Here is a 21264-nt window from a genome sequence, read left to right as displayed (position 1 = left end):
CCACCATGCGGTCAGCGTTTAGGCGCACGGTGCGCCAAAGGCTGGTGACCTCGGCGGGTGGCGGCTTTGACTGCCATGATGCCTGTCGGATCCCATGCTCGCGGTTATGAAGGTTTCACCGGCGCCATCGGGCGCACCACCGCTGACTCCACACCCGAATGGACCTATCCGCCCACCGCCCCCGAGGGTGCGCCCAACATCATCGTGGTGCTCATCGATGACATGGGATACAGCGATATCGGCCCGTTCGGCTCCGAGATCGAGACCCCGACTCTGGATCGGCTGGCCGCCAATGGTCTTCGGCTCACCAATTACCACACCACCCCGCTGTGCTCGCCCTCGCGCGCCTCGCTGCTGACCGGAATCAATGCGCACCGTGCCGGTTTCGGCTTCGTCGCGAATGCCGATCCCGGATATCCCGGTCTGCGTCTGGAACTCGCCGACGATGTGCTGACCCTGCCGGAAATACTGCGCGCCAACGGCTATGCCACCTATGCGGTCGGCAAATGGCATCTGGTCCGCGATGCCACGATGAACCCTGCGGCACATCGGGATTCGTGGCCGACCCAGCGCGGCTTCGACCGCTACTACGGTTCGCTGGAAGGACTGAACTCCTTCTACTATCCGAATCAGCTGGTTTCGGACTCCTCGGTGGTCGATATCGAGGAATATCCCGAGGGGTACTACCTCACCGACGATCTGACCGATAAGGCGATCAGCTATATCAAGGATCTGCGCGCACACGATGCAGCCAAACCGTTCTTCCTGTATTTTGCCCATGTCGCCATGCACGGACCGTTGCAGGCCAAGCCGGAGGATCTGGCCAAGTACCGCGGCCGCTACCGCGAGGGCTGGGACAAACTGCGACAGACCCGCTTCGCCGATCAGCTTGCCGCAGGCCTTTTCCCGGAAGGGACAAAGCAGAAGCCGCGCAATACCGAACCGGGATACGAAGCCGCGGAATGGGATTCGCTCACGCCCGAGGAGCAACGGCGCTTTGCCAGGTATATGGAGGTTTACGCGGGCATGGTCGACAGCATCGACCAGAGCCTGGGCCGCATCCTCGACACCCTCGAGCAATTGGGCGAACTCGACAACACCATCGTTGTGTTCACCTCGGATAACGGCGGCACCGCGGAGGGCGGACCGGAGGGCACCCGCACCTATTTCGCCGAATTCGCCCATATCACCGATCCGGACTGGGTCGGTGACGTACCGCATGACGAGGAGTTGATCGGCACCGCGAAACTGGGTGTGCACTATCCGCGCGGCTGGGGCCAGGCCTCCAATACGCCATTCCGCTTCTACAAGGGCCAGACCTTCGCGGGCGGGGTACGGGTGCCATTCCTGCTGTCCTGGCCGAGAGGACTGCCGCGCACCGCGGCCGATGACGGCATCCGGCACGAGTACACCTACGTCACCGATCTCGCGCCCACCCTGCTGGAGCTGGCCGGGCTGCGGCGACCGAGTGTGCGTAACGGCTTGCCCGCCAAGGATTTCGATGGCATTTCCGCGGTCGAGACGCTGCGCGATCCGCAGGCGATTTCCAAGCACACCGAGCAGTACTCGGAAATGGTCGGCAATCGGGGTTTCTACCGCGACGGCTGGAAACTGCTCTCGCTCTATGAGCCCGGCACCGATATCGATGCGCCGCAGTGGCAGCTGTTCGACGTTCGCACGGATCCGACCGAACTGCACGATCTTTCGGAGCAGTTCCCGGATAAAGTCGCCGAACTCGCCGCCGCTTGGGACGAATCCGCCTGGGCGAATACGGTTTTTCCGCTTGTCACCCGTCAGGATCTCGCACAGCGCCGACCGAAAGAGCGGCGCTTCTCCGCGCCGGTACGACTGCTGCCGGGCACACCGACTCTGGAGCGCTATCGCTCGCAGCGACTGATCGCCTACCGCGACTTCACGATCGAAGCCGAAATCGGCGGGTACCACCCCGGTGACGAGGGTGTGCTCGTCGCGCACGGTGATCCGCTCGGCGGCTATGTGCTCTACCTCGAGAACGGCCGAGTCATATTCGGGCTCAACAGCTATGGCGTCTACAACGCCGTGACGAGCGAGCCGCTCGCGGCGGGTGTCCAGCGGATCACAGTGCGCGCCATCGTGCGTCCCCGGTTGCGCTCGGATTTCGTCATCGAGATCGATGGCGTACCCGGTCCGGAATTGCGCGATCAGGTGCAACTCGTCGGCATGTCACCGTGGACCGGTATCTCCGTCGGCGTCGATGCCCGCGGCCCGGTCTCCTGGGAGCTGCGCGAACGCCGCGGCGCCTTCCGCTTCACCGGCGACCTGCGCGCGATCACCTACACCCCCGGCCCGATCCAGGTGCGCCGGCAGACCATCGACGCGGTCGAGCGCGAGGCGGAGTTCATCGCGGAATGAGCCAGCTGCTCCGACGACTCGGATTTCCGGCGGCACCGCCCGTCCGATACCGTTGACCAGGGACAACACCCCACTCCGCACGACCGAAGGACGCACCTGATGGACGACAGTTCCCTGATCTGGGACGACGGTGCGCTGGTCACCATCGACCAGCGCGAACTGCCGCACGAGGTGCGCGAGCTGCGGCTCAGCACGGTCGACCAGGTCATCGACGCGATCAAGACACTGGCCATCCGCGGTGCCCCCGCGATCGGCATCGCCGGTGCGTTCGGCGTGGTCATCGCCACCGCCGCGCATACCACCGATGGTGTCGTAGATGTGGCGCGCGCCGAGGCGGATGCCGCGCGGATCGCGGACGCCCGGCCCACCGCGGTCAATCTGGCCTGGGGTGTGCGGCGGGTACTGACCAAGGTGCCGTTGGGTGCGGATGCGGTACTCGCTGAAACCCTGGCCATGCTGGCCGAAGACGGCAGGGTCAACCAGGCCGCCGCCACCCATGCCGCCGATCTCGTGCAGCGGCTGTGCCCGGACCGGCCGCTGCGGGTGCTCACGCACTGCAACACGGGGCGGCTGGCGACCAGCGCCTTCGGCACCGCAATCGGGGCGATGCGGGTGCTGTCGGAGCGCGGTGCGATCGAGAACGTCCTGGTCGACGAGACCCGACCGCTATTGCAGGGTGCCCGGCTGACGGCCTGGGAGCTGGCCGAGGCTGGTATACCGCATCGGCTCACCATCGATTCGGCCGCTGCCTGGGCGATGGCGACCGGTCAGGTCGACTGTGTGCTGGTCGGCGCGGACCGGGTGAGCGCCAATGGCGATGTCGCGAACAAGGTCGGCACCTACGGGCTCGCGATCGCGGCCCATCACCATGGCATTCCGTTCATTGTGGTCGCACCCGAGTCGACGCGTGATCCGAAGATGGCGACCGGTGCCGATATCGTCGTCGAACAGCGGGCCGCGGCCGAGGTGACCGGATTCGGTGGTGTCACAACGGCTCCCGTCGGTACCGAGGTGTTCAATCCGGCCTTCGATGTGACGCCTGCGGAGTTGGTGACGGCGGTTGTCACCGAGATGGGTGTCGTGTATGGCGCGAACACCGAAGGTGCGGCCATCGCCGAGGTAGCCCGCGAGTTGTACGGGCGGGGCTGGATGCCGGGCACGGCGGGCAATATCTCGGTGCGGACCGGCGATACCGCGGTGATCACCGGCAGCGGTTTGTCCAAGGGCGAATTGACCAGCGCGGATATGGTGACCGTCCACATTGCCGATTCCGCGCCGACGCCGAATCAGCAGCGGAAGCCCTCGGCTGAGACCACAATTCACACGGCGGTATACCGAACCACCGATGCTGGCGCCGTTGTCCACATTCATCCGCCCTACGCGACAACCGCCGCGACGCGCTCCGGCTCCCCCGACGCACTGACCACCCTGCGAATCACCGACTACGAACTCATCAAAGGGCTGGTGGCCAAGGAGCCGGATGGCACCTATCCGACCGTCCTCGACCTGCCCGTCTTCCCGAATTGGTCCGACGTCGCGCGTATCGGCGCGGATATCGAGGCATATTTACTCGCAAACCCCGCTGCGGCACCAGTATTGGCTATCGCCGGTCATGGGGTCACCACATGGGGAGACAATCTTTCCCAGGCACGCGACCGCGCCGAATGCCTCGAGGCCCTGTGCGAGCTGGTGACCCGCACCGGCCATCAGCAGGCCTTCACCGCCAGCGATTGCTTGCAGGTCGCTCGAAACGATCAGCGTGCAATCCGAACGAGATCCGCGAGATTGGACTGACATCATGACGTTGTTGCAGGTTATGGCCGCCGACGATGCCGACAGGGTACTGCTGCGCACCATCGACGATGCGGTGATCGGAGCCGAATTGGCTGTCCGCGGTATTACTTTCGACCGCTGGCCGGTGCTGGACAAGGCCACCGAGACCGCGTCGGACAAATTACTCGCCGAATACGACGAGCGCGTGGCCGAATTGAATGCCTCCGGCCGCTACAAGCATATCGATATCGCCCGCATCCATCCGGACGACGCGAATCCGGAGTGGCCGCAGATCGCCGAGGGCGCGCGGGAGAAGTTCCTCAACGAGCATCGGCATGCCGAGGACGAGGTGCGGTTCTTCGCGGCCGGACGCGGGTGCTTCTATCTGCATCTCGGTGACGAGGTGGTGGCGACGGTATGCGAAGGCGGGGACCTGCTTTCGGTCCCAGCGGGCACGCTGCACTGGTTCGATATGGGCACTCGGCCCGATTTCATCGCCATCCGCTTCTTCGAGGAGGAAGACGGCTGGGTCGGCGATTTCACCGGTGACCCCATCAGCTCCGGTTTCCCGACCCTCGATCAGCTGCTGACGGCCTCGTGATCACCACCATCGTCGTCGATATCGAGGGCACCACCAGCCCGACCAGTTCGGTGCGCGAGGACCTCTACGGCTACACCCGCGCCCGCCTGCCCGTATGGCTGGCCGAAAACCGCACGGCTGCGGCCGAGCCCATTATCGCGGCCACCCGCGAACTCGCCGGCCGCCCCGATGCCGACACCGACGAGATCGCCGCGATCCTGCGCGACTGGCTCGGCTCCGATATGAAGGCCGAACCGCTCAAGGCCGCGCAGGGCATCATCTGTGCCGAGGGTTTCCGCAACGGCGCGCTGCACGGGGAGTTCTTCCCGGACGTCGCGCCCGCCCTCGCCGCCTGGCACACCGCTGGTGTTCGGCTTTACGTCTACTCCTCGGGATCGGTACGCAACCAAAAGGATTGGTTCACCTTCGCCCGCGGCGGCGAGCTGGCCGCACTGATCAGCGGCTATTTCGACCTGTCCAGCGCGGGCCCGAAACGCGAACCCGCCTCCTATGAAAAGATCGCCGGCGCCATCGGCTCGCCCGCCGATCGCATCCTGTTCCTGTCCGACCATCCCGACGAACTCGATGCCGCCGTCACCGCGGGCTGGTCGGTGACCGGTGTCCACCGGCCCGGCGAGCCGAATCCCGCACGCCCGCCGCATCATTGGATCTCATCGTTCGCGGAACTGACTCTATTCTGAGAGTCTGCACGCCGATCAACGGGAGGACCACGCTAGGCCGCCGTGCTGGTCAGTGATCGACACACCGACTCGGGATGCCGAGGAAGAATTGGATCCTGCCGGGATGATTACCCGAATCCACCCGGAACAGTTGGACATCGAGGCGATGGCACTCCCCGGACCCCAGATCCCGCAGATGCATGGGCCGATCCCGACCGTAGGTGGTGCCGCCCGCGGCCCACATTCTGCGGAAGTCCGGATACGCGCCGAGTTCGTCGAGGAATTCGATGGACCAGGCGGTATCGCCGGACTGACCGATCAGTCCGCGCAGCCAGTCGACGGTGAGCGCGGCCTCGCGCTCCCATTCGACCATGACCTGTTTGGACAGCTCGTTGCCGAAGAACCAGCGCAGCACATTCACATCGTCGATCAGACCGGGAAATGCTGCCGCGTAGGAGTCATTACAGGACAGCACATTCCACCGGGTATCGACATAGCCCGCCGCATTCGGCTCGTGCAGGCGCAGTCCATCGCGCATATCCGCGCCGATCTCATTGCGCAGTTCGAGTACGGAGGGAAATCGGTCCACGCCCAATCCGGCCAGATCGAAAAACAGTCTGCGTTCGGCATCGGTGAGCGGCGCGATCCGATCCAGATATCCGACCAGCGCATTCACCACCGTCCTGGTGGGATGTTCGCGGTCGCCGGCCTCCAGGTGGGTGATATAGCTAGTGCTCACGCCCGCGGCGAATGCCAGCTTTTCCCGAGAAATGCGTCGATCGTCGCGCAGTCTGCGCAACTCGCCCCCGAACGTGGGCGGGCGCACTCGAGCCCCGTCGGCGCCATCGGTCGACCTGCTTGGCACAGCAATACACTCCCATGAAACTGTAGATGTATCAACAAAGTTGGCAGTCTGCACAGAAGGCGAGCCGATCCAATATTAAACGACGTGTTTGCTCTAATTTCCGACCCCGTGTCCGTTTGCCGACCGCCACACCCAGCACGAATGTCGTAGAGCACCAATAACATTCACGCCACAGCCGCGAAGCTGGTGCCGCCTCCAGATAACTTCCGCCGTATCGAGCCCTGGTTCGGAGGGTTCCGGACGCAGCCGAATGGTGGTCGCCCGCGCCGCATCGACCGCCGCACGACTACGCTCGGCGAGCGGCCGAAGCGGGTGACGGAGCAGGCTATCTGGACAAGGCGCTAGCTCGCCCACTTCTCGATGCGGCACACCGGGCGGGACGCCGCACTAAGGCCGGACCGTGTGAAGCGGGATGCGACGGCCACCCCGAGCGCCGCGGCGGGCACCGCGACCTACGCACAGCCGCCGCTGCGGTACTCGATGGCCCCTCGAAGCGCTCCATGCGCCGAAGAATAATCGGGCGAGATCCCCATCGTCGAAACCATTGGCAAACCGACAGCGAATGGATCCGCAGCCCGCAGAATGACTTTGCGCGAGGCGGTTCGAGCACAGCGCGCGGGTGCGGAATCGACCTCTCGAGCCCCCGCCGGATGTGTTAACAAATGTAAACCGCCTGAGAACCAGTGGTTTCCAAAGCATCACCGGCTAGTCCCCGAAACACCATCCGCAAGCCGCATTTCGGCCGGTCAGGGCGGATCAGCCCTGGTCACATCGATGTCTTCGGCATTTCGCGGCAATCGCGCGGTGACCGCCACGTTGCGTCGACCTCACACCTCACGATCGATCGGTGCGGGCTGTGAGAGATTCGTTTGGACGTGCGTCGCGACCTCCTTACAGTCGGTGCAACAGCCCGATTTCACAGCTCGAAGGGGGCGTCGTGGTTAATTCGCGCACTCAGGCTTCCGCGTCCTCCGATTCGGCCGATCGGCAATCTACCGACGCGAGTGACGCATTGCTGCGTCTCGGCAAATATTTCCACCGGGGCGAGGTCTCGGCGGATCAGCGCAGCCTGCACCAGGTGGGCGGGCGCAGTGCCGACGAGTTCTATCGGGACCGCTGGTCGCACGACAAGGTGGTGCGCTCCACGCACGGGGTCAACTGCACCGGGTCCTGCTCCTGGAAGATCTACGTCAAGGACGGCGTGATCACCTGGGAGTCGCAGCAGACGGACTATCCCTCGGTCGGTGCGGACAAGCCCGAATACGAACCGCGCGGCTGCCCGCGTGGCGCGTCCTTCTCCTGGTACACCTACTCCCCCGCGCGGGTGCGCTATCCGTATGTGCGCGGCGTGCTGCTCGAGCTGTACCGCGAGGCGAAGGAGCGGCTCAAGGATCCGGTACTGGCCTGGGAAGCGGTTGTCGAGGATCCGGAAAAGGCCAAGCGCTACAAGTCCGCTCGCGGCAAGGGCGGATTCGTGCGCGCGGAATGGTGGGAGGCCGCCGAAATCGCGGCCGCCGCACACGTGCACACGATCAAGAAATACGGGCCCGACCGGGTGGCCGGATTCTCCCCCATTCCGGCCATGTCGATGGTCAGCCATGCCGTCGGCGCACGATTCATTTCGATGCTCGGCGGCTCGATGCTGTCGTTCTACGACTGGTACGCCGACCTGCCGGTGGCCTCCCCGCAGGTCTTCGGCGATCAGACCGATGTGCCGGAATCGGCCGACTGGTTCGACGCGGGCTACCTCATCATGTGGGGTTCGAATGTGCCGGTGACCCGGACCCCGGACGCGCACTACATGACCGAGGCGCGCTACCGCGGTCAGAAGGTCGTGGTGGTCTCGCCCGACTATGCGGACAACACCAAGTTCGCCGATGAATGGGTGCCCGCGCGACCGGGAACCGATGCGGCCCTTGCCATGTCGATGGGTCATGTGATCCTCAAGGAATTCTTCGTCGAGCGCAGCACGCCCCGGTTCCTCGACTACGTCAAGCGCTACACCGACCTGCCGTTCCTGGTATGCCTCGACGATCCGGAGGGCTGGGACGCCAATGGCAACTACCACCACGACGGTGCGCTGCCAGGCAAATTCCTCACCGCCGCAGACCTCGGCCACACCGACGAGACCGCCGAGCACAAAATGGTGTTGCTCGATGCGCAGGGCAATCCGGTGGTACCCAATGGTTCACTCGGACATCGCTTCACCGAGGGTGATGCGGGCAAGTGGAATCTGGACCTCGAGGGCGTCGATCCGCTGCTGACCCTGCACGACCGCGCCGACCAGCGCCCGGTCGCGGTGCAGCTGCCGCGCTTCGATACCGATACCGCGGGCGTGCTGGTGCGCGGCGTGCCGACGATCACCGTCGCGGGTAGGCGGGTCACCACGGTGTTCGATCTGTTGCTCGCGCAGTACGGCGTGGGACGCGACGGGCTGCCCGGCACCTGGCCGACCGGCTACGACGATGCCGCGGAGCCCTACACCCCGGCCTGGCAGGAAGTAATTACCGGCGTACCGGCCGCACAGGCGCAACGGATCGCCCGCGAATTCGCCGATAACGCCGATAAATCCGGCGGCCGCTCGATGATCCTGATGGGTGCGGGCACCAATCACTGGTTCCACTCCGACCAGATCTACCGCTCCTTCTTCACGCTGACCCTGCTCACCGGCTGTCAGGGCGTCAACGGCGGCGGTTGGGCGCATTATGTCGGCCAGGAGAAGTGTCGTCCGGTAACCGGTTGGTCCACCCTTGCTTTCGGGCTGGACTGGCAGCGATCGCCGCGTCAGATGCAGGGCACGGTGTTCTGGTACCTCAGCAATGACCAGTGGCGCTACGACCCGTTCACCGCGCAGTCCTTCGCCTCACCGCTGGGCACCGGGAAATTCGCGGGCCGCACCGCTGCGGACAATATCGCGCTGGCCAGCCGCCTCGGTTGGATGCCGAGTTATCCGACCTTCGACCGCAATCCGCTGGATCTGGTGGACGAGGCCGAGGCCGCCGGCAAGACCGCACCCGAACATGTGGTGGACGGGCTGAAATCCGGTGACCTGCGCTTCGCCTGTGAGGACCCCGATGCGCCGGAGAACTTTCCGCGCTGCCTGACCGTGTGGCGGGCGAATCTGCTCGGCTCCTCCGGTAAGGGCAACGAGTACTTCCACAAGCACCTGCTCGGCGCGGACTCCAATCTGCAGACCACCGATGCCGCCGGTGTGCGGCCGCAGGAGCTGGTCTGGCGCGAGGAGGCACCGAGCGGAAAGCTGGATCTGCTTTTGTCGCTGGACTTCCGGATGACCAGCACCACGCTGTTCTCCGATATCGTGCTGCCCGCGGCAACCTGGTACGAGAAGCACGATCTGTCCTCCACCGATATGCACCCGTTCGTGCACGCCTTCTCCCCCGCGATCTCCCCGCCGTGGGAGGCCAAGACGGACTTCGAGGCGTTCCACCGGATCGCGCGCGGATTCTCCTGGATGGCCGAGAAGCATCTGGGCAAGCGCAAAGATATCGTCGCGGTACCGCTGCAGCACGATTCGCCGGATGCGCTGGCGCAGGCCGGTGGCCGCGTACTGGACTGGAAAGCCGGTGAGTGCGAGCCGATTCCGGGTAAGACCATGCCGAAGCTGGTCGTGGTCGAGCGGGACTATCCGAAAGTCGCGGAGAAGATGGCCGCGCTCGGACCGCTGATCGATACGCTCGGTGTCACCACCAAGGGCGTCACCACGCACCCGAACGAAGAGGTGGCCTACCTCGCCGGGGTGAACGGCACCGTGGTTTCCGGTGTGGCCCAGGGGCGTCCGTCGCTGGCCAAGGACACCCACGCGGCCGAGGCGATTCTCTCGCTGTCGGGCACCACCAACGGCCGGCTTGCGGTCGAAGGCTTCCAAGCGCTGGAGCGGCGCACCGGAACCGAGTTGGCCGATCTCGCCGCTGAGCACGAGGGTAAGCGAATCACCTTCGCGGACACCCAATCTCGGCCGGTACCGGTAATCACCTCGCCCGAGTGGTCGGGCAGCGAGACCGGCGGACGGCGGTATTCGCCGTTCACCATCAATACCGAACGACTCAAGCCGTGGCACACCCTGACCGGGCGCCAGCACTTCTACCTCGATCACGACTGGATGGCCGAACTCGGCGAGCAACTGCCGGTATTCCGGCCACCGCTCGATATGAGCGCGCTGTTCAGCGAGCCAGGGGTGGGGTCCGTCGGTGACAACGGCGTCACCGTTCGGTACCTGACCCCGCATTCCAAGTGGTCCATCCACTCGGCATACCAGGACAACCTGCACATGCTGACGCTCTCGCGCGGTGGGCAGTCGATCTGGATGTCCGATAGGGATGCCGCGAAAATCGGTGTGTCGGACAATGATTGGATCGAGGCGGTCAACCGCAATGGCGTGGTTGTCGCGCGAGCCATTGTCAGCCACCGGATGCCCGAGGGCACGGTGTTCATGTACCACGCCCAGGACCGGGCGGTGGATGTGCCGCGCATCGAGGGTGCGCCGGGCGGATTCGATTGGGGCGCACCGGATAAGCAGCCGGGCAAGGGTAAGCGCGGCGGCATTCACAACGCGCTGACTCGCATCATGATCAAGCCATCGCATCTCATCGGCGGTTATGCGCAGCAGTCCTTCGCGCTGAACTACCACGGGCCCACCGGAAATCAGCGCGACGAGGTTACGACCATTCGACGGCGCAACCAAGAGGTGGAGTACTGACATGATCCGACGAGGTCACGACGCTCCGCTCGATGGGCGCAACCAAGAAGTGGAGTACTGACATGATCCGACGAGGTCACGACGCTCCGCTCGATGGGCGCAACCAAGAAGTGGAGTACTGACATGCGTGTCATGGCACAGATGGCCATGGTGATGAACCTGGACAAGTGCATCGGTTGTCACACCTGCAGCGTCACCTGCAAGCAGGCGTGGACCAACCGCGGTGGCACCGAGTACATGTGGTTCAACAATGTGGAAACCCGTCCCGGACAGGGTTATCCACGGCAGTACCAGGACCAGGAGAAGTGGAAGGGCGGCTGGACGCTCAACAAGCGCGGCAAGCTGACCCTCAAGTCCGGTTCCCGCCTGAAGCGCCTGCTCAATATCTTCGCCAATCCGGATCTGCCCACGGTTTCGGACTATTACGAGCCGTGGAGCTACGACTACGACAACCTGCTGTCCGCGCCCGCGATGGACACCAGTCCGGTCGCGCGGCCGAAATCGCTGATCACCGGCCAAGATACGAAGATCACCTGGGGCGCCAACTGGGATGACGACCTGGGCTCCGGACCGGAGCAGGTCGGTAAGGACCCGCTGCTGGCCAAGCTGTCGGACCAGGTGAAGCTGGAGTTCGAACAGACCTTCATGTTCTACCTGCCGCGGATCTGCGAGCACTGCCTCAATCCGTCATGTGTGGCCTCGTGCCCGTCGGGTGCGATCTACAAACGGTCCGAGGACGGCATTGTGCTCGTCGACCAGGACAAATGCCGCGGCTGGCGACAGTGCGTCAGCGGCTGCCCGTACAAGAAGATCTACTTCAACCACAAGACGGGCAAGGCGGAGAAGTGCACGTTCTGCTACCCGCGCGTGGAAGTCGGTATTCCGACGGTCTGTTCGGAGACCTGCGTCGGTCGGCTGCGCTACATCGGCGTCATGCTGTACGACGCGGATGCCGTGGAGGCGGCGGCCTCGGTCACCGAAACCAAGGATCTGTATCCCTCGCAGCTCGGAGTGTTCCTCAATCCGCATGATCCGCGGGTTATCGCGGAGGCCGAGCGGGCCGGGATCTCGCCGGAATGGATCGACGCCGCGCAGAATTCGCCGGTCTATAAATTGATCGTCGATTACCAGATCGCGTTGCCGCTGCATCCGGAATACCGGACCATGCCGATGGTTTGGTATGTGCCGCCACTGTCGCCGGTGGTGGATGTGCTGTCCGAGACCGGCCACGATGCCGAGGACGCGTCGAATCTGTTCGGCGCCATCGACGCGCTGCGCATTCCGGTCGAATACCTGGCCGAATTGTTCACCGCCGGTGAGATCGGGCCGGTGCGGGCCGCACTGCAGCGGCTCGCGGCCATGCGGTCGTTCATGCGGTCGGTGAATCTCGGTGTGGAGCCGGATCCGTCGATCGCACCGTCGGTGCGGTTGGAGCCGGAGGAAATCGAGGCGATGTACCGGCTGCTGGCCATCGCGAAATACGAACACCGGTATGTGATTCCGCACGGCGCGACTTCGCAGGCACACGAACTGGATTCGCTGGCGACCGGATGCAGCCTGGATACCGATGGCGGGCCGGGTATGACGGCATTCGACACGATGGTGGAGAAGTTCCATCTGACCGATACCAATGGCGCTACGCCGGAGGAGAAGTCGAATCGGATCAACCTGTTGAACTGGGATGGGCGCAGCACCGACGGCCTGCTGCCCACCACGCGCAACGGCAACGGGGCCAACGGGCACGGCACCAATGGTTCGGCGAAAAACGGTGCGGCCACAAATGGTTCGGCCAACGGTTCGGTCACGCAGACGCCGACCGGAGCGACCAAATGAATCCGCTGACACCCGGAGGCGCACGATGGCACTACTGAAGGTGCGCCGCAGGCCCGAACCCGTCGCTCAGCTATCCGAGCGCGATTGCCGTCTGGTGTGGCGGATCGCCGCGCTGCTGCTCGACTATCCGAGTGAGCAGATGTTGGCGACCGTCGACCAGATCGATGATGCCGCAACGCAATTGCCGGATGCGGTAGGTGCGCCGCTGCTGGAGTTCATCCACCATCTGCGCGCCACCCCACCGCTCACGCTGGCCCAACAGTACGTCGAAACCTTCGATATGCGCCGCCGTTCCAGCATGCACCTGACGTTCTACGCCTACGGTGACACCCGCAAACGCGGTATGGCGCTGTTGCGGTTCAAGCACGCCTACCGGCACGCCGGTGTCGAACTCGGTGACGAGGAATTGCCCGACCACCTGCCGGTGCTGCTGGAATTCGCCGCGACCGTCGACCCGATCGGCGGTGAACGCCTACTCGGCGAACACGTTCCGGTGATCGAACTCCTGCGACTTTCCCTGCTGGACAACCAATCCCCGTACGCCGCGGTGCTGGCGGCGGTCGTTGCCACCCTGCCGCCGCTGACCACTGCCGATCGGCGTCGCATAGCCGAACTCGCCGCCCAGGGACCGCCCGAGGAAGAGGTTGGTCTCGACCCCTTCGCCATGGACCCATCGCTGTTCGACGGATCGGAAGCCCGCCGATGACCACTGCCTTCTGGATGACGCTGCCCTATGTGGCCTTCACCTCGTTCGTGCTGGGCCACCTGTGGCGCTACCGCAACGACCAATTTGGTTGGACCACACGGTCGTCCCAGATCTACGAGAGCCGACTGCTGCGCTTGGGCAGCCCGCTGTTCCACTTCGGCATGCTCGGCGTCATCGGCGGACATGTACTCGGTGTGCTGATTCCGGAATCCTGGACCGATGCCGTCGGCATCTCCGAGCACACCTACCACGTGGTCGCGGTCGCGGCGGGTTCGGTCGCCGGACTCGCGGTCATCCTCGGCGTCGGCATCCTGCTCTACCGCCGGATCACTGTCCCCGCCGTGCGCAAGGCCACCACACGCAATGACCAGCTCATGTATGCGCTGCTGGCGGCCGCCCTGGTCACCGGTCTGCTCAATACCTGGGGCAGCAATCTGCTGTGGGGCACCTACAATTATCGGGAGACCGTATCCCCGTGGTTCCGTAGCCTTTTCACGGTTCATCCGCAGCCCGAGCTGATGGTCGGCACTCCGTGGACCTTCCAGCTGCACGGTCTCGTCGTGTTGACACTCATCGCCATCTGGCCCTACACCCGCTTGGTCCATATGTTCAGTGCGCCCGTCGGCTACCTGACCCGGCCGTACATTGTGTACCGCGCCAAGGAATCCAACGCACCGGACAAGCGTCGCTACGCGCGCGCCTGGGACGCCCCCGTCACGCCCGAAACCTGGCGCTGACCCACGAGTTCGGGTCCTCTCACCCGATGCCCCACAGCCCCGTCCGCCCTCATCGGGCGAGCGGGGCTGTGTTATTTGCCAGCAAACACACCCGGCGAATACCAAGGACGCGCCACCAGCCGTGATAGGAATTCGACCCATGTACCGCCCTGTGCCGATGGTTCGCTCGCTTCGCTCCGCTGTGCCGATGGTTCGCTCGCTTCGCTCCGCTGTGCCGATGGTTCGCTCGCTTCGCTCCCTTACGCGATGCTTGGTTTTCCTGCTAGCGGTCTGCGCCGCGACCATCCCCGTAACCGCCGGAGCCGATTCCGACTCCCAGATTCTCGATGTCCGGCCGCTGGGCGGCCGACAGCTCGAGGTCGTAGTCCATTCGGCGGCGATGAATCGGCCTATCACGCTGTGGATGTCGCATCCCGGTCCGGGTGCGCCCGCGCTGTACCTGCTCAATGCGGCCGACGGCGGCGAGGACGGCGGCCCGTGGACGACCCGCACGGATGTCGCCGACTTCTTCGCGGACAAGAACGTCAATGTGATCGTGCCGATGAGTGGGCGCGCGAGCTACTACACCGATTGGCTCAACGACGATCCGGTCCTTGGCCGCAATAAATGGACGACCTTCCTGACCCAGGAATTGCCGCCGCTGCTGGGTTCGCGATTCGGGATGACCGGACGCAATGCCATTGCGGGCGTGTCGATGTCGGCGACCTCGGCACTGAATCTGGCCATCAACGCACCCGGCCTGTATCAGGCGGTGGGCGCCTACAGCGGCTGCCCGCGCACCAGTGACCCCGCCGCCAATGCCTATGTGCACGCCGAACTCGCGATCTTCGGCGCGAATGCGGACAACATGTGGGGTGCCCCGGACAATCCGGCCTGGACCGAGAACGATCCCATGCTGCACGTCGATCGGCTGCGCGGTTTGGCGCTCTACGTCTCGTCGGGCAGTGGCGCACCCGGACCGCACGAAATCCTCGGCGATGTCGGCATCGACGGTAATCCGATCCGCCTGCTCGATCGCATGCTGGTCGGCGGTGTCATGGAGACCGTCATCGACGGCTGCACTCGCCCCTTCGTAGACCGGCTGGCCGCGGCAGGTGTTCCCGCCACCCTGAATCTGCGTCCGGCGGCTACACACGCTTGGGCGTACTGGCAGGACGACGTCCACCAGTCCTGGCCGCTGTTCGCCGCCGCCTTGGGCGCGTAACAAACGTTTCGTCACGAACTTGTCGGTACCCTGGTCGACAATGCGGTATGGCATATGACAAGGTGCTCGCCGACCGGATACGGGAGCTGATCGACCCGACGCCGGAGGTGAGCGAGAAGAAGATGTTCGGCGGCCTCGCCTTCCTGATCAACGGCAATATGGCGGTCGCGGCGAGCAGGCAGGGCGGTCTGCTCGTCCGCGTCGACCCGCAGGAGAGCACCACCCTGCTCGCCCGCGAATACGTCGGCGCGATGGTGATGGGCGGTCGCGAAATGAACAACTGGCTGCGGGTCGACGGCGCGGCCGTCGCCGACGACGAAGCGCTCGATGAATGGGTCGACCGCGGCGTCAGCTACGCGCGTTCGCTTCCGCCGAAGGAGAAATAGCGGTCAGTGGACCAGGCGGCGGAAGGTGAGTTTGTCGAATTCCCGACCGTATTCATCCACCGCGACCACATCCATTTCGCTGGCGAAGATGCCGGGGCGGACGTCCACGCGCAGGAACGAGTAGTTGCGGAACCGCACCCGCGACCAGGGGGCCGCCTCGTCCTGTTTGCCGCCCGATGTGGTCCAGACATAGCTGTTCGGGACCGTGGTGTCCGGTAATTCGTGGCCGCGGAAGGTTTCCTGCGAACCCGGTTGGAAGTCGTAGCGTGGGCGACCGCCACCGCCGACGGTGTAGTAGACCGTGCCGTCGGTGTCGGGATAGACGATCGAATTGTCCGCGGCGATCCTGGTCGCGGCGCCACCGCGGATCGGATCGGTGCGTTCGTAGACATGATTGTGGCCCTGCAGCACCAGATCCACCTGATACCGGTCGAACAGCCCGGCCCATGCGTCGCGCACGCCGCCGTCGCTGGCATGGGAGTCGGTGGTCGAGTACGCGCAGTGGTGGAAGAAGCAGACCAGGAAGTCGATATTCGGGTCCGCGCGGTAGGCGGCGAGAGTGCGCTCCACCCAACTCGTCTGCGCCCCACCGGAATACCCGGTATTGGCCTTGATCTCATAGCTGACGTCATTGGCGTCGAGCGAGAGCACCGCGACATTGCCGTAGGTGAACGAGTACGCCGACGGGCAGCCCGCCGGACCGTTGCCCGGAAAGTCCAGCCGCGCCAGATGTCCGCCGTAGCCGTGCTGGCCGTAGGTCGCTTCCATATCGTGGTTGCCGGTGGCGAACATCCACGGTGTCTCGGCGGCACTGCGTTCGATGGCCCCGAAGTAGACATCCCAGACGTAGGGGTTGTACTTGTCGAAACCGGTTTCGAGCTTCGCACCGTTGGCCACGAATTCGTTCGGCCTGCCGCCGCCGGACGGGTCGGCATAGGCGATATCACCGGCGAGAATGTGGAAATCCGGTTTGGCGGCAGCGATTTGGCGCAGCACATTGCTCGCGTGTGGTGCGTTCGGATCGTTATCGGACTTGTAGTACTTGTCGTCGTAATCGCCGGGCACGGTGCCCTGCGGCAGCGCCGGAGTCTCGTCGGTGCCCTGATCGCCCATCATGGTGAAACGGAACGGCAGGATCGCACTGCGCGCACTCGGCATCGCGGGCGCGGCGGCACGGATGTCGCCGGTGAACCCGTCGGAGGTGCGCCAGCGATAGAAATGCGGCACGCGTCCGGGTAGGCCGTCGACCGGGGCGTGCACGTAGAACTGTTCGGCCGCGAGGACACCGCCGTCGGCGGAAGGGACCTGGGTGAGCAGATTGCGCACCTCGGCCTCGACGGTGCCGCCGAGCGCGGGCGTCGGGCCGTGGTCCAGGAAGACCTTGGTACCGGCCGGTGGCCGGGAGAGCTGACCGGCGAAGCGGAGCTGACTCGTCGCATCCGGCCCGTATCCCACGCGTCGACCGCCGACCGCGAGTTGCACGTCCTCGGCGTAGGCGCGCCTACCGAACGGTGAGGTACCCACAGCCGCGACCGCAGCGGCCGCTGCAGTACCACGCAGCACATTGCGCCGGGAAACCGTGTGTCGCCGTAGATAGTCCCGATGCCACTCGTGCTGCTCGTCCATGGTCATATGGGCGGCCTTGGCAGCGGGAATTCCGGTATCCGGCAGATCGCCAGCGGGGTTCATCGGATTCGACGGCACGGCACCGATGCTCTACGGCCCCGGCATATCACGCAACCCGACACCGCTTCCCACCTACGAACAGTTCATGAACTCTGGTCTGGAGTACGGCAACGCCCGAGACCGCGTCTGATGGCCGGGCGCCCGACACAGCGGCGCCTGGCTACGACAACGGGCGCCCGGATGTGTCGGCGCGCAGCGCTGGTCGACACGACAGCCGCACAATTCGCACAAAACGAACGAATACCCCAGCGACAGAGGCAATCTCACCCTTTCCGAACCGCGCCTTCGGGGGCTACGCTGCGGCGATGACGCCAATTACGCGTGCGGCGGTCGCCGCGGTCGCCGCGGTCGTCTTGGGCGGTTCCGTATTCGGTGCCGCGACCGCACATGCGACGCCCGGTACCGATATCACCGCGGTCACCCTCGCCCAGGCACAGATCCCAGCGGGCCTGCTGCCGTTCGTCGCGGGCACCGACCTCGTTGTCCGCGAAATCACCATCGCCCCAGGCGGTTCCACCGGCTGGCACTATCACTACGGTCCGGTCTTCGGCTTCGTCCGCTCAGGCACCCTCACCCACCCAGGCCCCGACTGCGTGGCTCCGGTCTTCCACACCGGCGATTTCATCTACGAACCCGAGGGCGCCTGGAACGTGCACATCGGCCGCAACCTCGGCCCCGACCCGCTCGTCCTCGACGTCGTTTACGCCCCGCCCACCGGCAAGCCGCTCTTCGAAGACGCCGACGCCCCCGACTGCGCCTAAGGCCTGTCTCGAAGTCACTCTCCGAGGCCACCATCCGGCGTCGAGCCGAGCCGAGCCGAGCCGGAAGGCGGTTCCGGACAGCGTGCGGTACCGCCATTCGACTCGGCTCGATGCATGTCCCGTCACTTCGAGACAAGACCTGATCAGCTCGGCCACCGCTGCCGCACTAGCGGCAGGTACACCTCGTCGACGATTTCGATGAGCACATCATCGGGTGCGGCGGGAACCCCGCGCAGCACGAATCCGTTGCGCAACAACACGATTGCCACGATGGCGACCCGTGGCGGCGCTATCTATCCGGACCTGCCATGGGAACCGAAGGCCGCGTTCCACACCCTGGCCGATTTCTACCGAGAGTACTGAAACGACCGAGTCGCCCGCACCTGGAGCCGCGAGGTAGAATCGAACATAAGTTCGAATCGAGGGGAAGCCGGATGCGGTCGTTACGTCGAGCCGAGATTGCCGGGTTGCTGGCCAGCGATATCGTCGCGCACCTGGCCACCATCGATGCGGCCGGATATCCGCATGTCACGCCGATGTGGTTCCTGTGGGATCAGCGGGCCTTTCGGCTGACCAGTTGGGCGGAACGGCCGCATTTGCGGCGGATCCGGGCGAATCCGAGGGTCGGTTTGGTGATCGATCGGGAGGTTGTGGGATCGCGCGATGGTGGGCAGCGGCCGAATCGCCAGGTACGGGTGATCGGGGATGCCGAGCTCACCATCGACGCGGATGGTGTGTGGACCCAGCGCATCTGGGAGAAGTACGGCAGTGGGCCGGTGCTGGGTGAGGTGGAACGCGCGCGGGTGCTGATCACGATCACGCCCGATCGGTTCATCGCCGTCGCGAGCGTCTGACCCGCGCGAGAAATTTCTTCAGAAAATTTCGCGAAGATATGTCGAAGACGTCGAGGCAGCTCCGACCGAAGGATGACAGCAGGTCATCACCAAGCCAAGGAGCCCATCATGTCGGTCAACACTTTCTTCTGGTTCGACAGCGACGCCGAGGAAGCCGCCACCCGCTACACCGCGCTGATCCCCAACTCTCGCATCGTGGATGTCAATCGCCACCCCGATGGCTCGGCGTTCATTGTCTCGATCGAACTCGACGGTCACCCGTACACCCTGATGAACGGCGGTCCCGGACATCCATTCACGGATGCCGCATCGATCCAGGTGATCGTGGATACCCAGGCCGAGGTCGATCGCCTGTGGGACGCCCTGATCGATGGCGGCGCGCCAGGGCCGTGCGGCTGGCTCACCGACCGCTACGGCCTGTCCTGGCAGGTCGTCCCCGCAACCCTGCTCACCCTCATGGACGGTGCGAACCCCACCAAGACCGGCGCCGCCGCCGCGGCGCTGCAGTCCATGTCCAAGCTCGATATCAAGGTTCTGCAGGACGCGTACGACAACGCCTGAGACCGGGCACCCCGTCTGACAGCCGGGCACCCAACATACGGGGTGCCCGGCTAAGACAAGGGGATGGGGTGTGCCGCGCCTGCGCACTCGAGAGCGGCGAGAACGCCGTACTCATAGCCGAAAGCGACTACGACTCGCTGATGGAAACGCTATACGTTCTGCGCACCCATGGCGGCGTGAAGCTATTCCAGTCCGCCGAGGATGCCCGCGCGGGACGCACCGAGGCACACGAACTCATCGACCCCGACCAGGACTGAGCCTATGGCCGACCGGAAACTCACGTTCACCGCTCGAGGCTGTAAGTCCTACACGGACTGGCTGACCACCAACCGGGCCATGCTGAACGGCGCGAACAAAATCGTCGACGCCACACTCCGCGACCCGTTCGAGGGGATCGGCAAACCCGAGCCGCTACGCCACCACCTTGCTGGGCATTGGTCACGGCGAATTACCCAAGAGCATCGGTTGATCTACTACGTGACAGACACCGAAATCGTTGTGGTACGAGTCGGTTCACACTACGAAGACTGATGGCTGAACAACAAGGCTTCGAAGCCCGCCGCATTCGACGCACTCCGGAATGTCGCCGCCGACCGCCGTCGTAAGGCCCGATCAGGATGCCGAAACCACCTCCGCGAACACAGCGTCGAGGTTGCTCGCGGTGAGTCCGAAGATCTCCCGGGTGGTGGTGTCGTCGACGGTGAACTCGCGATGCGACATGTGGTAGGTCTCGAACAATTCGGCCCAGAACGGGTCGGTGTGGCCGAGCAGAGTCAATTCGCGGTCGCTCATCACCTCGAGTCGCGGATGGGGGGCATCCGCTGCGGCGGCGAAGCGCTCGGCCGCGGCACGCAGGGTGCTGGTGATCGTCGGGGCGAGCCAGGCACGTCCCCAAGCGTTTTCGCTACGCGCGACCGCTACGAGTGCGTCGGCCGCGTCACCGATCGCGGTGTAGGAGTGCGGCAGGTCCAGGTCCTGCGGTACCAGAGCGAGTTGGTCCGCAACCACTTTCGGCTGCACCAGCAGCGAGAACAGCGATACCGCACCGCGGCCGAGGAATTGGCCCGCCCTGACCTCGGTGACCCGCACCCGGCCCGCATCGTGCGCGGCCTTGGCATCGAGCCACATCTGCGCGCGCACCCGCCCCTTGGGCCCGGTGGCGGCCAGCGGTGTGTCGTCGGTGACCACACCGTCCACCGGGCCGTAGCCGTACAGATTGCCGAGCATCACGTAGTTCGCACCGGACTGCTCCGCCGCCGACAGTATGGCCCCGAACAGCGGCGGTACCGCCTCCGGCCAGGTGTGATAGGCGGGCATCGCGGTATTGAATACGGTGTCCGCGCCCTTGACGAGATCAGTGAGCGCGGCCGCGTCCACAGCATCGGTGGCGATCAGCTCGATATCGGGATGCCGCGGGCCGGTGCCGCTGCGGCTGATCATCCGCACCTGGTCGCCGGATTCGGCCAACCGGATCGCGGTTGCCGCGGCGGTGGCGCCACGACCGATGATGACATGCGAAGGCATGCTATT

At 64.8% G+C, this 21264-nt stretch carries 18 protein-coding genes; 14 read left to right on the top strand and 4 right to left on the bottom strand.

Annotation, left to right across the window (positions count from 1 at the left end; all coding sequences use genetic code 11):
* The first annotated feature begins 78 nt into the window (after nucleotides 1–78).
* From ACIBJI_RS33495 to mtnC, 4 genes are all read left to right on the top strand, one after another.
* Nucleotides 79–2391, top strand: coding sequence for an arylsulfatase (locus ACIBJI_RS33495; RefSeq protein ID WP_397087266.1), 2313 nt, complete (start codon nucleotides 79–81; stop codon nucleotides 2389–2391).
* 99 nt (nucleotides 2392–2490) lie between these two features.
* Entirely contained in the window at nucleotides 2491–4185 is a 1695-nt protein-coding gene (gene mtnA / locus ACIBJI_RS33490; protein ID WP_397087264.1) for an S-methyl-5-thioribose-1-phosphate isomerase, read from the top strand.
* Between the two features lie 4 nt (nucleotides 4186–4189).
* Nucleotides 4190–4765 (top strand): cupin, encoded by a 576-nt coding sequence (locus tag ACIBJI_RS33485; RefSeq protein ID WP_364356816.1) that lies wholly within the window; start codon nucleotides 4190–4192, stop codon nucleotides 4763–4765.
* The gene (gene mtnC, locus ACIBJI_RS33480) at nucleotides 4762–5445 is read left to right on the top strand and encodes an acireductone synthase (RefSeq protein ID WP_364356819.1); all 684 of its coding nucleotides are present in this window, start codon (nucleotides 4762–4764) and stop codon (nucleotides 5443–5445) included. The genes ACIBJI_RS33485 and mtnC overlap by 4 nt, the downstream gene beginning before the upstream one ends.
* A gap of 49 nt (nucleotides 5446–5494) precedes the next feature.
* Here the strand turns inward: mtnC and ACIBJI_RS33475 are convergent, their stop codons facing one another.
* Nucleotides 5495–6289 carry a helix-turn-helix domain-containing protein gene (locus ACIBJI_RS33475; RefSeq protein ID WP_396958740.1) on the bottom strand — a complete coding sequence of 265 codons (795 nt, stop codon included), beginning with the start codon at nucleotides 6287–6289 and terminating at the stop codon, nucleotides 5495–5497.
* A gap of 937 nt (nucleotides 6290–7226) precedes the next feature.
* Between ACIBJI_RS33475 and ACIBJI_RS33470 the strand changes: the two genes are divergently transcribed.
* The 6 genes from ACIBJI_RS33470 (at nucleotide 7227) to ACIBJI_RS33445 (ending at nucleotide 15872) form a co-directional block, all read left to right on the top strand.
* Nucleotides 7227–11006 carry a nitrate reductase subunit alpha gene (locus tag ACIBJI_RS33470; RefSeq protein WP_397087261.1) on the top strand — a complete coding sequence of 1260 codons (3780 nt, stop codon included), beginning with the start codon at nucleotides 7227–7229 and terminating at the stop codon, nucleotides 11004–11006.
* Between the two features lie 123 nt (nucleotides 11007–11129).
* Nucleotides 11130–12839, top strand: a complete 1710-nt coding sequence (gene narH, locus ACIBJI_RS33465) for a nitrate reductase subunit beta (protein WP_397087259.1) — start codon at nucleotides 11130–11132, stop codon at nucleotides 12837–12839.
* 25 nt (nucleotides 12840–12864) lie between these two features.
* Nucleotides 12865–13545 (top strand): nitrate reductase molybdenum cofactor assembly chaperone, encoded by a 681-nt coding sequence (gene narJ, locus ACIBJI_RS33460; RefSeq protein WP_397087257.1) that lies wholly within the window; start codon nucleotides 12865–12867, stop codon nucleotides 13543–13545.
* Complete coding sequence (gene narI / locus ACIBJI_RS33455; RefSeq protein ID WP_364356834.1) at nucleotides 13542–14282, top strand: respiratory nitrate reductase subunit gamma; 741 nt, start codon at nucleotides 13542–13544, stop codon at nucleotides 14280–14282. Before narJ ends, narI begins: the two co-directional genes overlap by 4 nt.
* A gap of 217 nt (nucleotides 14283–14499) precedes the next feature.
* Nucleotides 14500–15486, top strand: coding sequence for an alpha/beta hydrolase (locus ACIBJI_RS33450; protein WP_397087254.1), 987 nt, complete (start codon nucleotides 14500–14502; stop codon nucleotides 15484–15486).
* A gap of 47 nt (nucleotides 15487–15533) precedes the next feature.
* Nucleotides 15534–15872, top strand: a complete 339-nt coding sequence (locus ACIBJI_RS33445) for a TfoX/Sxy family protein (protein WP_396958745.1) — start codon at nucleotides 15534–15536, stop codon at nucleotides 15870–15872.
* A 3-nt stretch (nucleotides 15873–15875) separates the two neighbouring features.
* Here the strand turns inward: ACIBJI_RS33445 and ACIBJI_RS33440 are convergent, their stop codons facing one another.
* Nucleotides 15876–17576, bottom strand: coding sequence for a metallophosphoesterase (locus ACIBJI_RS33440; protein WP_396958746.1), 1701 nt, complete (start codon nucleotides 17574–17576; stop codon nucleotides 15876–15878).
* Between the two features lie 287 nt (nucleotides 17577–17863).
* Here ACIBJI_RS33440 and ACIBJI_RS33435 point away from each other — a divergent pair, with 287 nt between their 5' ends.
* Nucleotides 17864–18319, top strand: coding sequence for a cupin domain-containing protein (locus ACIBJI_RS33435; protein WP_397087252.1), 456 nt, complete (start codon nucleotides 17864–17866; stop codon nucleotides 18317–18319).
* A 143-nt stretch (nucleotides 18320–18462) separates the two neighbouring features.
* Here the strand turns inward: ACIBJI_RS33435 and ACIBJI_RS33430 are convergent, their stop codons facing one another.
* Nucleotides 18463–18588 carry a hypothetical protein gene (locus tag ACIBJI_RS33430; protein WP_396958748.1) on the bottom strand — a complete coding sequence of 42 codons (126 nt, stop codon included), beginning with the start codon at nucleotides 18586–18588 and terminating at the stop codon, nucleotides 18463–18465.
* Between the two features lie 165 nt (nucleotides 18589–18753).
* Here ACIBJI_RS33430 and ACIBJI_RS33425 point away from each other — a divergent pair, with 165 nt between their 5' ends.
* The 3 genes from ACIBJI_RS33425 (at nucleotide 18754) to ACIBJI_RS33415 (ending at nucleotide 20265) form a co-directional block, all read left to right on the top strand.
* Entirely contained in the window at nucleotides 18754–19173 is a 420-nt protein-coding gene (locus tag ACIBJI_RS33425) for a pyridoxamine 5'-phosphate oxidase family protein (protein WP_396958749.1), read from the top strand.
* 108 nt (nucleotides 19174–19281) lie between these two features.
* On the top strand, nucleotides 19282–19734 hold the full coding sequence (locus ACIBJI_RS33420; protein ID WP_364356852.1) for a VOC family protein: 453 nt from the start codon (nucleotides 19282–19284) through the stop codon (nucleotides 19732–19734).
* 261 nt (nucleotides 19735–19995) lie between these two features.
* Nucleotides 19996–20265: a Txe/YoeB family addiction module toxin gene (locus tag ACIBJI_RS33415; protein WP_397087249.1), complete on the top strand. Its 270-nt coding sequence runs from the start codon at nucleotides 19996–19998 to the stop codon at nucleotides 20263–20265.
* An 81-nt stretch (nucleotides 20266–20346) separates the two neighbouring features.
* Here ACIBJI_RS33415 and ACIBJI_RS33410 read toward each other — a convergent pair whose 3' ends face one another.
* Nucleotides 20347–21258, bottom strand: a complete 912-nt coding sequence (locus tag ACIBJI_RS33410) for an NAD-dependent epimerase (RefSeq protein ID WP_397087247.1) — start codon at nucleotides 21256–21258, stop codon at nucleotides 20347–20349.
* Between the last annotated feature and the right edge of the window lie 6 nt (nucleotides 21259–21264).

It is taken from the genome of Nocardia sp. NPDC050408, from assembly GCF_044458905.1.
Taxonomy (GTDB): domain Bacteria; phylum Actinomycetota; class Actinomycetes; order Mycobacteriales; family Mycobacteriaceae; genus Nocardia.
Note: the sequence above shows the minus strand (reverse complement) of the source record. Positions and strands in the feature narration are given on the sequence as shown.

What these genes read in the sequence shown, in the direction of transcription:
- ACIBJI_RS33495 (WP_397087266.1), top strand. Translation starts at nt 79, where the DNA reads ATGCCTGTCGGATCCCATGCTCGCGGTTATGAAGGTTTCACCGGCGCC.
- mtnA (WP_397087264.1), top strand. Translation starts at nt 2,491, where the DNA reads ATGGACGACAGTTCCCTGATCTGGGACGACGGTGCGCTGGTCACCATC.
- ACIBJI_RS33485 (WP_364356816.1), top strand. Translation starts at nt 4,190, where the DNA reads ATGACGTTGTTGCAGGTTATGGCCGCCGACGATGCCGACAGGGTACTG.
- narH (WP_397087259.1), top strand. Translation starts at nt 11,130, where the DNA reads ATGCGTGTCATGGCACAGATGGCCATGGTGATGAACCTGGACAAGTGC.
- narJ (WP_397087257.1), top strand. Translation starts at nt 12,865, where the DNA reads ATGGCACTACTGAAGGTGCGCCGCAGGCCCGAACCCGTCGCTCAGCTA.
- narI (WP_364356834.1), top strand. Translation starts at nt 13,542, where the DNA reads ATGACCACTGCCTTCTGGATGACGCTGCCCTATGTGGCCTTCACCTCG.
- ACIBJI_RS33450 (WP_397087254.1), top strand. Translation starts at nt 14,500, where the DNA reads ATGGTTCGCTCGCTTCGCTCCCTTACGCGATGCTTGGTTTTCCTGCTA.
- ACIBJI_RS33445 (WP_396958745.1), top strand. Translation starts at nt 15,534, where the DNA reads ATGGCATATGACAAGGTGCTCGCCGACCGGATACGGGAGCTGATCGAC.
- ACIBJI_RS33435 (WP_397087252.1), top strand. Translation starts at nt 17,864, where the DNA reads ATGACGCCAATTACGCGTGCGGCGGTCGCCGCGGTCGCCGCGGTCGTC.
- ACIBJI_RS33425 (WP_396958749.1), top strand. Translation starts at nt 18,754, where the DNA reads ATGCGGTCGTTACGTCGAGCCGAGATTGCCGGGTTGCTGGCCAGCGAT.
- ACIBJI_RS33420 (WP_364356852.1), top strand. Translation starts at nt 19,282, where the DNA reads ATGTCGGTCAACACTTTCTTCTGGTTCGACAGCGACGCCGAGGAAGCC.
- ACIBJI_RS33415 (WP_397087249.1), top strand. Translation starts at nt 19,996, where the DNA reads ATGGCCGACCGGAAACTCACGTTCACCGCTCGAGGCTGTAAGTCCTAC.
- ACIBJI_RS33410 (WP_397087247.1), bottom strand. Translation starts at nt 21,258, where the DNA reads ATGCCTTCGCATGTCATCATCGGTCGTGGCGCCACCGCCGCGGCAACC.